This window comes from Roseibium alexandrii DFL-11, assembly GCF_000158095.2.
Lineage (GTDB): Bacteria > Pseudomonadota > Alphaproteobacteria > Rhizobiales > Stappiaceae > Roseibium > Roseibium alexandrii.
This window is the reverse complement of sequence record NZ_CM011002.1, coordinates 1,060,425-1,073,201: the sequence shown is the minus strand read 5'-3', so window position 1 is coordinate 1,073,201 and position 12,777 is coordinate 1,060,425. Positions and strand designations below refer to the sequence as shown.

The 12,777-nt window shown below is 57.0% G+C and carries 10 protein-coding genes and 1 tRNA gene; 5 read left to right on the top strand and 6 right to left on the bottom strand.

All coding sequences use genetic code 11. The features are described 5' to 3' along the window. Positions 1–104: 104 nt before the first annotated feature. Positions 105–1,274, bottom strand: coding sequence for a cysteine desulfurase family protein (locus SADFL11_RS05020; RefSeq protein ID WP_008194657.1), 1,170 nt, complete (start codon positions 1,272–1,274; stop codon positions 105–107). A 287-nt stretch (positions 1,275–1,561) separates the two neighbouring features. Between SADFL11_RS05020 and SADFL11_RS05015 the strand changes: the two genes are divergently transcribed. Further along, positions 1,562–2,230 (top strand): alpha/beta hydrolase, encoded by a 669-nt coding sequence (locus SADFL11_RS05015; RefSeq protein ID WP_040450568.1) that lies wholly within the window; start codon positions 1,562–1,564, stop codon positions 2,228–2,230. Positions 2,231–2,309: 79 nt separating this feature from the next. Here the strand turns inward: SADFL11_RS05015 and SADFL11_RS05010 are convergent, their stop codons facing one another. Then, positions 2,310–2,819, bottom strand: coding sequence for a DUF2155 domain-containing protein (locus tag SADFL11_RS05010; protein ID WP_008192195.1), 510 nt, complete (start codon positions 2,817–2,819; stop codon positions 2,310–2,312). A 345-nt stretch (positions 2,820–3,164) separates the two neighbouring features. Beyond that, the gene (locus tag SADFL11_RS05005) at positions 3,165–6,095 is read right to left on the bottom strand and encodes a valine--tRNA ligase (RefSeq protein WP_040450571.1); all 2,931 of its coding nucleotides are present in this window, start codon (positions 6,093–6,095) and stop codon (positions 3,165–3,167) included. A 291-nt stretch (positions 6,096–6,386) separates the two neighbouring features. Between SADFL11_RS05005 and SADFL11_RS05000 the strand changes: the two genes are divergently transcribed. Further along, positions 6,387–7,268, top strand: a complete 882-nt coding sequence (locus tag SADFL11_RS05000; RefSeq protein WP_008196561.1) for a hypothetical protein — start codon at positions 6,387–6,389, stop codon at positions 7,266–7,268. Positions 7,269–7,320: 52 nt separating this feature from the next. Beyond that, positions 7,321–7,749: a DUF1284 domain-containing protein gene (locus SADFL11_RS04995; RefSeq protein ID WP_040450573.1), complete on the top strand. Its 429-nt coding sequence runs from the start codon at positions 7,321–7,323 to the stop codon at positions 7,747–7,749. Between the two features lie 26 nt (positions 7,750–7,775). Here SADFL11_RS04995 and SADFL11_RS04990 read toward each other — a convergent pair whose 3' ends face one another. The 3 genes from SADFL11_RS04990 to SADFL11_RS04980 all read right to left on the bottom strand — a co-directional run bounded on the left by SADFL11_RS04990 (position 7,776) and on the right by SADFL11_RS04980 (position 11,076). Then, positions 7,776–8,540, bottom strand: coding sequence for a DUF2497 domain-containing protein (locus SADFL11_RS04990; protein WP_008188604.1), 765 nt, complete (start codon positions 8,538–8,540; stop codon positions 7,776–7,778). A gap of 264 nt (positions 8,541–8,804) precedes the next feature. Then, positions 8,805–10,169, bottom strand: coding sequence for a TolC family outer membrane protein (locus SADFL11_RS04985; RefSeq protein ID WP_040450575.1), 1,365 nt, complete (start codon positions 10,167–10,169; stop codon positions 8,805–8,807). A gap of 244 nt (positions 10,170–10,413) precedes the next feature. Then, complete coding sequence (locus SADFL11_RS04980) at positions 10,414–11,076, bottom strand: protein-L-isoaspartate O-methyltransferase family protein (protein WP_008189680.1); 663 nt, start codon at positions 11,074–11,076, stop codon at positions 10,414–10,416. A gap of 250 nt (positions 11,077–11,326) precedes the next feature. On the opposite strand from SADFL11_RS04980, the gene SADFL11_RS04975 reads away from it, so the two are divergent. Next, positions 11,327–11,400: transfer RNA gene (locus SADFL11_RS04975), tRNA-Cys, on the top strand. Positions 11,401–11,608: 208 nt separating this feature from the next. After that, positions 11,609–12,769, top strand: a complete 1,161-nt coding sequence (locus SADFL11_RS04970) for a carboxylate-amine ligase (RefSeq protein ID WP_008190238.1) — start codon at positions 11,609–11,611, stop codon at positions 12,767–12,769. Positions 12,770–12,777: the final 8 nt, after the last annotated feature.

The window sequence follows — 12,777 nt, the reverse complement described above, 5'->3', positions numbered from 1 at the left end:
CTTGCCTCCATTATGCGGACGGACGTGTCCGCGTCTTTTGCATGTCCATGTGCCGCGAACCGCGGCCCAAGGTGTGATGGCGGTTGCCCGCCAGATTTCGTGCCTCACGCAGCCTTATTTCGTGCTTCCGGGTTCAGCCGGTCGACGATTTTCGGCCAGACCTCAAGAAAACGCTCGATTTCCTGTGTGCCCGTGTCCCAACCCATGCTGATCCTGAGTGCGCCCCGCGCCGTGTCTTCATCCACACCCATCGCGGTCAGAACATGCGACACGGAAACTTTTCCGGACGAGCAAGCAGACCCCGATGAAACAGATACGCGTTCCAAGTCAAAAGCGATCAGTGCGGTTTCAGCTGCAATGCCGGGAACGGCGAAACAAACAGTATTGACCAAGCGGTCGGTGCCCTCACCGAAGATAACCGTCTCCGGGCACACTGTCCGCAAGCCGTCTTCGAGTTTTTCCCTCAGAGCACTGAAATGGGATGTATCGGCCGCGTCCTCAAGGACCGCCTTCGCCGCGATGCCAAATCCGGCAATCGCCGAGACGTTTTCCGTACCGCCCCGGCGCCAGTTTTCCTGCCCGCCGCCCACCATAAGCGGGGCTGGAACACGGGCTGTGGACCGGACCACAACAGCGCCCATGCCTTGAGGGCCACCAAATTTGTGCGCGGACAGTGTGATAACGTCCGCGCCCCAGGCCTCAATGTCGATCGGCATCCGGCCAGCAGCCTGAACCGCGTCGACATGAAAAAAGTGACTGTATTTCGCAGCCAAAGCAGCAATATCTGAGAGCGGCTCGATGACTCCAGTCTCATTGTTTGCAGCCATCACCGAAATCAGGCTAGGCGCGGCGTCCTTGATCAAGTCTTCCAACGCACCAAGATCGACCACGCCGTGCGAATCAACTGGAACAACCGCTTGATCTATCGCCGGGAAACGCCCGCCGGTCACAACGGACGGGTGTTCGACCGCACTGCGGAACAACTTGTCGAGATAGAAGGGGGTACCCTGATCCTGCCACGCAGGCGCCAGCGCGGTCATGTTGGCTTCCGTGCCACCAGACACAAAGGTCACCGCTCGGGTCTTGGCACCGCACAGGCGGGCCACCGCTTCGCGAGCTTCTTCAATCCTGCCCCGTGCCTTCCGGCCGTGGGTATGAACGGAAGAGGCATTTCCTGCGTCCTGAAGCACAGTGATCATCGCATCACGCACGTCAGGGCGCATGGGCGCACCTGCGTTGTGATCGAGATAAACCGGTTCGGAGCGGCGGGACATGACACCTCTTCGGAGAGACTGGATACGTTTAGCTTCAAAAATCCGTACAATTTTCAAGCATCTGTTCGAAAAACTTGAAATTTTCCGCCGTGATGACGATAACAGCGACAACCGGTCGAACCGAGTGTTGCCATTTCCGCGGCAGCACGAACTTTCGAATAATTCTAAACAAGGTTCTAAAAACTTGGAGCTTGAGAGTCAAGTTTAGACTTACGGGAAACCACGTACAGAACCGAATTCACCGGCGGCCGTTCGGCCGCCGTCAAAACACAAGGATAAATCGCTTCATGCCTGAGGTGATCTTCAACGGTCCCGCCGGCCGGCTGGAAGGCCGGTTCCATCCCGCGAAAAAGCGCAACGCTCCCATCGCTCTGGTCCTGCACCTTCACCCCCAGTTCGGGGGCACGATGAACAATCAGATTGTTTATCAGATGTATTACATGTTTGCCCGGCGCGGTTTCGCGGTTCTGCGTTTCAATTTCCGCGGCGTTGGCCGTTCGCAAGGCACATTCGATCACGGACAAGGCGAGTTGTCTGATGCAGCAGCCGCGCTCGACTGGGTCCAGACCGTTCATCCAGATGCCCGCGCTTGCTGGATTGCCGGATTCTCGTTCGGCGCCTGGATCGGCATGCAGCTCTTGATGCGTCGCCCGGAAGTGGAAGGCTTCATTTCCGTGGCCCCGCCGGCGAACCTGCACGACTTCTCGTTCCTGGCCCCCTGCCCTTCCTCCGGCCTGATCATTCACGGCGAGCAGGACAAGGTGGTTCCGCAAAAGGACGTTCAGACGTTGGTCGACAAGCTGAAAACTCAGAAAGGCATCGTCATCGATCACCAGACGATCCCGGGCGCGAACCATTTCTTTGAAAACGACATGGACACGCTGATCGACAATTGCGGGGATTATGTCGATGGCCGCCTCGGCCTGACACCCACCGATTATGTCGACATCGACTGATTCCTGAGACAATCAGAAAATAAAAAACCCGCCAATCCGGCGGGTTTTTTGTTGCTGCGATACCAATCAAATTCGAGATTTACCCCTGAAACGGCTTGGCACGGGGGATACCGGGTCCGGTATCGACCCCATCGTCAGGACCTGCCAGAGGATCTTCGCCTTCTGCAACGACACCCTTGATCGGCGGACCGTCATAGTCCTCCGGCGGCGGTACCTTGGACGCTAGACGGCAGTCGGTCAGCCAGATGTCGTAGACCGGGTGCTCAACTGCATGAAGGCCCGGACTTGCCGCATACATCCAGCCGGAAAAGATCCGGCGGACCTCGTTGTTCAAGGTGATTTCATCGACCTGGACAAATCCGGTCGTCAGCGGCGACTCGGTTTGCGGGCGGGTGTGACAGACCCGCGGCGTCACCTGAAGAGCGCCAAATTGAACCGTTTCGCCAACATAGACGTCGAAGTTGATGATCCGGCCCGTGATCTTGTCGAGCCCCGAGAATACAGCCACCGGGTTTTCAATTTTTTCCGATTCCGCCTGCGCGAGCGCAGTCTGCGGCTGAAAAGCAAGCATCCCGAGCCCGAATGCCATTGCGGCAGGCTTTAAAACAGTTCGACCATCAAAAAACACGTGGGGCATCAGCTCCGACCAGATTCGCAATTTCAATCCTATCCCTGCCTGGGGACCGGGCGCTAGTGGATCGAATTCGACATTTGAAACCCATTTGCGGATGGGCACATTTTTCAAATGTCGAATGTAATAGATCCACTAGAAACATAGACTTGGCTAGTGGTTTTTAAGACACCCACATTTGCAAATATGAGTTTGTTGCACGGTGACGCAAATGTTGGTGTCAAACCACTGGCATTGAAATGCGGCCCGGACGCGGCAACAAGCGCATCCGGGCCGTCTATCAAGCAGATTGTACGGCCTCAATTAGCCGATTTCGGCAAGCCGGCTGAGGGCGATGTTGATCTTATCCAGCTTTTCCTTGGCTTCGCTTACCTTTTCCCGCTCGCCGGCAACCACTTCGTCCGGAGCCTTTTCGACAAACTTCGGGTTGGAGAGCTTCTTTTCGATCTTCGAAATATCGGCCTCCAGCTTGCCGGCATCCTTGGAAAGGCGCGCCTTTTCAGCAGCAAGATCGATCACCCCGGCCAAAGGCAGGCAGATCGTTGCTTCACCGATAATGATCTGCGCAGATCCAGCAGGAGCCGCATCTGCCATCGAGATGTGCTCGGCACGCGCCAGACGCTGGATCGCAGGCTCATGAGTCGCGATCCGGCTCCTTGATACGTCGTTTGCGCCGACAACAACCAGCTGGACTTTGGCTCCGGCCGGAATGTTCATTTCAGCACGAACCGAGCGGATTTCAGAGATCAAATCGACCAGCCAGTTGATTTCCCCGGCGGCCGACTCATCGCTGACAAGCGGCTTCGGCCACGCGCTCAGCATCAACAGCTCACCTGCTTTCTGGCCCTCGTCGCCAAGACGTTCCCAAAGCTCTTCGGTCAGGAACGGCATGAACGGATGCAGGACCTTTAGAATCTCGTCGATCGCCCAGGCAGCCGTTGCGCGTGTTTCGGCCTTGGCCGCCTCGTCGTCCCCGTTGAAGATCGGCTTGGCGAGTTCAAGGTACCAGTCGCAAAACGTGTTCCAGGTGAACCGGTAGATCCCGCCAGAGGCATCGTTGAACCGGTAGTCGTCCAGCGCCTGCGTGACTTCGGCAATACACTTGCCCATTTCGGTCGCGATCCAGCGATTGAGCGTATGACTCGCAGTCGACGGATCGAACCCTTCAACCCGGCCACAGCCGTTCATTTCAGCAAATCTGGCCGCGTTCCAGAGTTTGGTCGCAAAGCGCTGGCCACCTTCGGCTGCCTGATCTGACATGCGCAGTGTCCGGCGTCCCTGAACCTCCTGGCTGGCCAGAGCGTAGCGGGTCGCGTCCGCGCCATAACTCGCGATCATTTCCAATGGGTCGAGAACGTTGCCCAAAGACTTGGACATCTTTTTCCCGTTCTTATCGACCACGATCGAGTTGATGTAGACCGTGTGGAACGGCACCTCCTTCATGAAGTGGATGCCCTGCATCATCATCCGGGCAACCCAGAAGAAGATGATGTCGAAGCCGGTGATCAGAACGTCCGTCTTGTAGTAGCGCTCAAGTTCCGGTGTCTGATGCGGCCAGCCGAGCGTCGAAAACGGCCACAACGCGGACGAGAACCACGTGTCGAGCACGTCTTCATCGCGCATCAGGGTTTTGCCGCCTGACATTTCGACAGCTTCATCCTCGCTCATTGCGCAGTATTCGTTGCCGTCTTCATCATACCAGACCGGGATCTGGTGGCCCCACCAGAGCTGGCGCGAGATACACCAGGGCTGAATGTCGTTCAGCCAGTTGTAGTAGGTCTTGTCCCAGTTCCCCGGAACGAATTTTGTGTCCCCATCCTGAACGGCCTTCAGCGCCGGTTCCGCCAGCGTCTTAGCATCCACGAACCACTGGTCGGTCAGCATCGGCTCGATGACGACCTTTGAGCGGTCGCCAAACGGCTGCATGATCTTCTTGGATTCGACCATCGGCAACGCGGCCGGACCTTCTTCGTCCTCGCCAAGCTTGCGGATTTTCGCTTTTCCGGTCTCGTCCCACTCCGGCGCCTGCCCCTTCATCCAGGCAACGTCCGGATAATTGGCCGGGACCATAACGGCAAGCCCTTCCGCGGTGATTTGATCAATGACACGCTTGCGCGCCGCAAACCGGTCCAGACCGCGCAGCTCGTCGGGAACGATGTTGATTTCATCGATCTCGTTGATGGTCAATTGCGCGCCGTCGATGATCGCCTGCGCCTTCTGCGCTTCTTCGGTGTATGGCGCCCCGTCGGCCCGCATGGACCCTTGTGTGTCCATCAGCCGGTACATCGGGATCTTGCCGCGCAAGGCGACCTGATAGTCGTTAAAGTCATGCGCGCCGGTGATCTTCACCGCACCGGAGCCGAAATCGGGATCCGGATACTCATCGGTGATGATTGGAATCAGGCGGCGGTGTTCCTTCGGCCCGACCGGAATCTCACAGAGCTTGCCAATGATCGGCTTGTAACGCTCGTCCTTTGGGTGAACGGCGACGGCGCCGTCTCCAAGCATGGTTTCCGGGCGCGTGGTGGCAATGGAGATGTAGTCCCGCGTCTCGCACAGGGTGACGTTGCCGTCCTCATCCTTTTCGACATACTCATAAGTCTCCCCGCCGGCCAGCGGGTACTTGAAGTGCCACATGTGACCGTCAGTCTCGATATTCTCGACCTCAAGGTCGGAAATCGCCGTCTCAAACTTCGGATCCCAGTTGACCAGCCGCTTGGACCGGTAAATCAAGCCTTCCTTGTAGAGATCGACAAAAACCTTCAGCACAGCGTCCGACAGATTCGGCGACATGGTGAACTCGGTCCGGCTCCAGTCACAAGACGCACCAAGACGCTTCAACTGACCAAGAATCGTGCCTTCCGACTTGCGTTTCTGTTCCCAGACCCGCTCGATGAAGGCCTCACGCCCCATGTCGCGGCGCCCCGGCTTGTTGTCAGCGGCAAGCTCACGCTCGACAACCATTTGCGTTGCAATGCCCGCGTGGTCGGTGCCCGGCTGCCACAGAACGTCATAACCTTGCATGCGTTTCCAGCGGACAAGGATATCCTGCAGCGTGTTGTTCAGCGCATGGCCCATGTGCAGGGAGCCTGTCACATTCGGCGGCGGAATTACGATGGTAAAGGCATCGGCGCCGTCCTTGGCACCGGCTCCGGCCTTGAAGGCCTCCGCCTTTTCCCAGGTTTCGTAAATCCGCGGCTCAACGCTGGCCGCATCGTAGGTCTTATCCAGCATCAGGGTCACTCAATGGGGAAGTTGTCCAGAAAATCGTGAGTTCCCGTGTAAATCGGAAGCCGCCCCGCAAGTCAACTGCCTAAGAGAGATGGTTCGACGCTTCTATCCCTTCCAGGGCTGTAAACAATTGCGTTGGGCGATCCGGTTGACCTTCAAGATGAGGATCCAATGGCTCGTTACCCAAAGTTGCTTGCCCGGTTTCTCAGCTGGAATTAGGCTTTGAGTAGAAATTTCGTCGTCTAATCCGGCCTATGACACCTGCGCCAGCTGCGCACCGGAAAGGAGTTTCGAATGACGATACCCAAATGCGGTATCATCGGTTTGATGGCCACACTGTTTTTTGCAGGGACGGCTGCTGCTGACCAGCCAATCGAAATACGTCTGCCGCAGCTTGCGTCTATACCGGAGTACACGGTCCCCCTCCTGGAACTCGCCCTTTCCAAACAGGATCGCCCGTTCAAGATCGTATTGCCGGAGAACTCCAAAGACCTCACCGCCGTAGAGGTCATGGAAAAACTCACCGACCCGGCGAGTTCGGAGTTCAATCTCTATGCGGCGGGCACTTCAAAACACTACGAAGAGATTGCCCTGCCGATCCGCGTTCCACTGGTGCGTGGTCTGATTGGTGCCCGGATCAACGCGATCCCGAAAGGCAGCCAGAACAAGTTTTTACCGGTCAACACGGTGGGCGACCTAAAGGACATGACATTCCTTCAAGGTATCGACTGGGGAGACATCATTATCCTTGAAGGCTCGGGTTTGACAGTAAAAACCGCCCGGAAAAGCCAGCTTTATCCGATGATTGCCGCGGCGGATGCCGATGCATATCCGCGGGCTTCTGTTGAAATCCTGAGCGAGCGGATGGAATACGTCCAACTGGACTATGATATCGAGCAGGAAGTTGTCCTGATCTACGACCGGTTTCCCTTCTATTTCTTTACCGGCAAGCACAACGCGGAACTTGCGGAGATCATCGAAACGGGCCTGGTGACCGCGTATGAGGACGGCAGTTTCATTCAATACTTCAGAACCCACCCGATGATCCGGGAGATTTTCACGGAGTTAAATCTCGACAGCCGGCGGCCGATCCGTTTCGACAATCCCAATCTGACGGCGGAAACAGCTTCCCTTCCGGATTACTACTGGCATAAGTTTCCGGGCGAAGCCGAGTAATCTAGACCGCCTCGACAGTACGGATACCAAAGCCAGCACGAAAACTGTTCTCATGACCATCCGCCTCCGCGCGCACCATTTGCTATGCATGCTGACCTTCGCCGGAAAGGGCTACACACCTGCCTTCGTGGCGTCCTACAAAGCCATCGTAAAACGCCTCAATGACGGTGCGGCCATTGAACTGGTCGACGGTCCGGACGACATTTGTGTGCCCATGCTGAACGACAACACCTGTCACTGTTACAATGAAAGCGTGCGCGAGCGGGATCGACTGGCCGCACACAACATCGGGCTGCTGCTCTCCGGCAAACCGCTATCAATTGGCCCTCTCCGCCTCAGCGGCGAAGACATTTCCAGACTACGTTTGGCTTTTCAGGACGGAAGCATTCGGCAGGCATGTGCTGGGTGCGAGTGGTACGAGCTTTGTACAGGCATTGCCCAAACGAACTTCAGGGGCTGCCGTCTCCGGCCGCCCCAGTAATCTCATACATCCGAGTATCCTCAGGATCAGTCGCGCCGGCGGATCACTCGCTGGACTTCCTTCTTGACCATCTGCTCCACCATGGGCGGCAGGTTCTGGTCAAGCCACGCCTTGATCATCGGACGCAGCATGTCACGAACCATCTCTTCAATGGTCTGCGCTTTCGTGCTGATCAACATGTCAGAAAAATTGTCGAGCGCCGCATGAACCGCGTGCCCTGTCGCAGCGGATGTCAGGTAGTCTTCAGGTGCAACATCCGGCAGGTCATCCGGAATCGGCTTCGACTGGATCGCCGGCTCTTCCGGCTCGAACAGCGCCTCGGGTTCGGCTTCTGGCCCTGGCGGGGCCATGATGTCTTCCGCAGGCTCCGGGTCCGGTGCAAACGAAACGTCACCGTCCACATTGTCCAGGTCTTCTGCAAGTCCATCGACCATATCCAGATCGTCGGTGGATTCGACAGCAAGCTCTTCCGTTAGTTCGAGGACATCGTCGTCCCCCGCATCGCTTTCATCTTCCGCAGCGTCGGCCATCATGGCCGCAGCCATGTCATCCGCGCTTTCGTCTTCGGCAACATCGTCATCACCGTCCATATCGAACAGCTTGTCGAGGTCGTCTTGTGACATCTCGGAGGCATCACCCATATCATCCTCCGCCTTTGCTTCTACTGGGGTTTCGTCTGCTTGTTCATTGCCGGAGTCCGCGCTCTGGGAGTCTTCATCAGAAATGATCCGGCGTATCGATGCGAGGATCTCCTCCATCGACGGCTCTTCAGCCTTGCTCGCCTGTGACATGACGTCCCCCGTACTTGTTGGCTACTCTACGCTCCAACCAGAAGTCCCCCGGATGATTCGTTAATGAAATTATGCGGATCATCTGGAAACGCGCAAAGCAACCGCACGGCCTGAGATAGGCTTTTCCCCTTTTAAGTCCACTTTTTGTAAACTTTTGGGTAATTGCAATCCGAATCGCTCTCTACAAACTCCAGAAACAAAGAAACCGGCCAAAGCCGGTTCCATTAGCGTCCTACTTCTAGCAAAGGGAGTAGCGGTTGTTCCTCAGCGCCCATCTGGCGTCCGCAGACCAATCCACTTGCCGCGGACGGACCTGTAATGCTGCTCGGGATTATAAACGTTGACGTTCAAGCTCAGGGACTCCGCGTCCAGCTGACCAACAGCCGCCACCAGCTGATATCCGCCAACGATCCGGTTCCGCTGGGCAGTCACAAGATTGGATTGCTGGATAACAAGTTCGCGCTGCGCATCCAGAACATCGAGCGTCGTCCGCTGGCCGACCCGCTGTTCCTCGATCACGCCTTCAAGAGCCAGCTGTTGTGCTTCAACAGCAGCACGCGCGGCAACGATAGACGCTTCAGCAGCCTGGAAGATGCCCCAAGCGGTGATCACGTTTGCGCGGACTTGATCGCGAGCGACATCCAGCTGTAGACGGGTCTGACCCAGCTCTTCCTTGGCCTGACGGACACGTGAATAAACGCCGCCGCCCTGATAAATCGGGATGCTCACATTGCCGAAGATCTGCGCTTCGTTGCTGAGATCGATCGTGTTTGAGGGGTTCCAATTCCGGCCGACACTCGCATCAACCGAGACAGTAGGCAGCAACTCCCCCTCGATGGTCTTCACATTGAAGATGGCAGCATCCACCAAGTGTTGCGCTTGCTGGATCAGAGGTTGTTTCTCTTCACTGGTCTGAAGCGCAACATCCAAAGACTTTGGCACCTGGCGTGTGATGGATGTGTCCGCCGAGAGGCTCTTCGGATCAACGCCGATCACCTGACGGTAAATCGCCCGGCTGGTGTTCAAATTGGCAAGCGCCGTGTTCAACGATGCCTGAGCTTCCGCGGCACGCGCTTCAGCCTGGGACACGTCGGTCCGGGTGCCCTCGCCCACATCAAACCGGTCGCGCGCTGCACGCACCTGTTCTTGAAGGAACGCCAAGTCACTACGCTGAAGCGAAACAAGCGCAGTATCGCGAATCACGTCGACATAGGCCGTCGCTGCACTGAGCAGCGTGTCCTGTTCGCTCGACATCAGGCTTTCGCGTTGGGCCCGGACAACAGCTTCGGCCTGACGGGTGGAATTGACCGTGCGAAAACCGCGGAAAACCGCCTGACTGAGGGTCAGCGAGATGGCAGCGTTGTTCCGATAGGCTTGCCGGCCGTTAAGAGAAGACCGAACACCACCAGCAGCCAGAGCAGCCGAAGCTGTAGGCCGCCAGCCGGCCAGTGCTTGCGGCACATTTTCATTAACACCGCGCAGCTGGGCCCGGGCAGCATTCAGGGTCGGATTATTCGCATAGGCGAGAGACAGCGCATCACGGATCGTGTCTGCACTGGCCGAGGACGCAATGAAGCCGGACAAGACGACGGCGGCAACCCCGCTCATCAGTCCTTTCGTTAGTGCCATTGCTTTCACCCTTGAACGACCAGACACTCTACACTCCTTCCGGATCACCCACGTACACTTAAAACCTGAGTAAACTCACCGGTGTCCATCTTCAACCGGTAGGGGCTCAGATTTAATGAAAATCTTCCAGTGCGGCTTATAGGCAACAGGCTCTAACGGAGCACACTGCATAACACAACACGTGAAACTGGCCGATCATGCCCGGTCTTCAGATCAGACCGGAAACAATTCTTTTTACAGACCTTTAGAAGGTAAACTCTGCGGCTTGAGCAAAACCGGGAAGCAGCGCTGCCGACGCATTGAAGGCAAACCGTCCGCTCACCACTTCGCCCGATTTCTGATACAGCTTGGCCACACCTGCTCCGCCTTGGCCTTCGATGACAACAAGGCGGCCGTCAGACTTCAACTGTTTCAGCAAAGCCTCGGACAGAACTTCAACCGCACCATCAATCAGTATAACGTCATATGGGCCTTCCGCAGCATACCCATCCACCAGCGGACCTTCCACGACGACCGCGTTTTCAGTTCCGAGATCAACGAGGAGATCCCCAGCATCGCGGGCCAAATCCGCGTTTTCTTCCAGGGCGACGACAGATGCCGCCAGCTTTGCCGCGACCGCCGTGCTGTAGCCGCTGCCGGCTCCAATCACGAGCACAATGTCGTCCGCACTGATCTGCGCCAGCTGGATCAGCTTTCCGAAGATATGCGGCTTCATCAAGTATCGGCCTGACCCGGAAGCACCAATGGGCAGATCTTCATCGATGTAGGCCACTGCCCGCTTCGATGCAGGAACGAACCGTTCGCGCGGAACCACCTCCATTGCATCCAGGATCTGGTGATCCGTCACATCGTTGGTACGCAACTGGTTGTCCACCATCTTGCGGCGGGACTGGTTAAAGTCCGTCATATCGGCCCTCGCTTGAATTGCCGGCGTCCCGGCACCTCTTCGGCTGGTTCCATACCGAGGCAAACCCGCCCTGACAAGCACCAGATGCGGCTCTATCACCAAACCCTTTGAATTCCGGGAGATTTTTTACCGCTGACAATCAGTCATACAGACCTTTCCACGGGTGTCCCAGTGGAAATGTTATCAGCCAATCAATCAGGACTTGACCTGCCGCGCCAAGTGTTTGATAAGGCGCGGCACACCACCGAGGGGCCCTGTGGCGGAGTGGTGACGCAGCGGATTGCAAATCCGTGTACACCGGTTCGATTCCGGTCGGGGCCTCCACTTTTCTTCGAAAATTTCATACTATCAAGCCGATCTCGGCAACCTGGCACCAGATCCGCGCGGCATCTGCCCTGGTGTTTTGAGTTTCGCCATCCGGTCAAGCTGAGCCCGCCGGAGCCACAAGAGGGCTCTCACCGCAAATATCGATGGTGCACTACGCAATAATTCGTGCTTGACCCCGCAAAGCCTGCTCCCGCAAGCTGTTTAGATGAAAGAGCCCAGCTTCAGCATCGGGATTGAGGAAGAATATCTTCTGGTCGACCGCGCCAGCCGCAATATCGCGAGCTCCCCGCCTACCGATTTGTTTTCTGCCTGCGAAACCGCGCTTGAAGGCCGAGTCAGCCCGGAGTTTCTTCAATGCCAGATCGAAGTTGGCACCCCGGTTTGCATGACGCTTGGCGAAGTGAAGGCAGAACTGGCTTATTTCCGCAAAACCATAGCCGATGAGGCCGCCCGACATGGCCTGGCACCCATTGCCGCCTCGACCCATCCCTTTGCGGAATGGACCGAGCAGCCACACACCGACAAGGAACGCTACAACGATCTTGCGAGGGTCATGCAGGTTGTCGCCAAGCGCCTCCTGATCTGCGGCATGCATGTTCATATCGGTATTGAAGATGCAGAGCTGCGCGTCGATCTTTTCAATCAGCTGACCTATTTCCTGCCCCACCTTCTGGCGCTGAGCACGTCTTCGCCTTTCTGGCGGGGCCGGAACACGGGACTGAAATCCTATCGGTTGTCGGTATTCAACGAGCTGCCCCGCACCGGATTGCCGCCGCGATTTGAGAGCCACGAAGACTACCGCCACACAATTGACATGCTGGTTCAAGCCGGCGTCATTGAGGATGCGACCAAGATCTGGTGGGACCTTCGACCCTCCGACCGGTTTCCAACCCTTGAAATGCGGGTGACGGATGTCTGCCCGTGCGTTGAGGATGCCGTTGCAATTGCAGCGCTCTTCCGGTGCCTGTGCCGGATGCTCTACCGCTTGCGGCGCGCTAATCAGGGGTGGCGGCACTATTCCAGGTTCCTGCTCGCGGAAAACCGCTGGCAGGCGCAGAGGCATGGCTCGGCCGCCAACCTGATCGACTTCGGCCAGAAGAAATCCATCGCGTTCAAGGATCTGGTCGACGAAATCAGCGAGCTGGTGGCGGCAGATGCTGCGTTTTTTGGCTGTGAAGCGGAGATCGCCCACATCCGGACGATTGCAGAGCGCGGTACATCAGCTGATCGTCAGCTGGCACTTGCAGGCGACATTACGGAAGACAGCCTGATCGACCGCACGAAACTGGAGGCCGTGGTGGATCAACTGGTCCATGAAACCCAGCATGGCCTTGCCGAAGCTCCTGCATCGGCCAAAGTTGGATGACGCTGATC

Bases quoted from the DNA above. Each gene is read 5' to 3' on its own strand.
- SADFL11_RS05015 (WP_040450568.1), top strand. From the start codon at position 1,562: ATGCCTGAGGTGATCTTCAACGGTCCCGCCGGCCGGCTGGAAGGCCGG.
- SADFL11_RS05000 (WP_008196561.1), top strand. From the start codon at position 6,387: ATGACGATACCCAAATGCGGTATCATCGGTTTGATGGCCACACTGTTT.
- SADFL11_RS04985 (WP_040450575.1), bottom strand. From the start codon at position 10,169: ATGGCACTAACGAAAGGACTGATGAGCGGGGTTGCCGCCGTCGTCTTG.
- SADFL11_RS04995 (WP_040450573.1), top strand. From the start codon at position 7,321: ATGACCATCCGCCTCCGCGCGCACCATTTGCTATGCATGCTGACCTTC.
- SADFL11_RS05010 (WP_008192195.1), bottom strand. From the start codon at position 2,819: ATGGCATTCGGGCTCGGGATGCTTGCTTTTCAGCCGCAGACTGCGCTC.
- SADFL11_RS05005 (WP_040450571.1), bottom strand. From the start codon at position 6,095: ATGCTGGATAAGACCTACGATGCGGCCAGCGTTGAGCCGCGGATTTAC.
- SADFL11_RS04980 (WP_008189680.1), bottom strand. From the start codon at position 11,076: ATGACGGACTTTAACCAGTCCCGCCGCAAGATGGTGGACAACCAGTTG.
- SADFL11_RS04990 (WP_008188604.1), bottom strand. From the start codon at position 8,540: ATGTCACAGGCGAGCAAGGCTGAAGAGCCGTCGATGGAGGAGATCCTC.
- SADFL11_RS05020 (WP_008194657.1), bottom strand. From the start codon at position 1,274: ATGTCCCGCCGCTCCGAACCGGTTTATCTCGATCACAACGCAGGTGCG.
- SADFL11_RS04970 (WP_008190238.1), top strand. From the start codon at position 11,609: ATGAAAGAGCCCAGCTTCAGCATCGGGATTGAGGAAGAATATCTTCTG.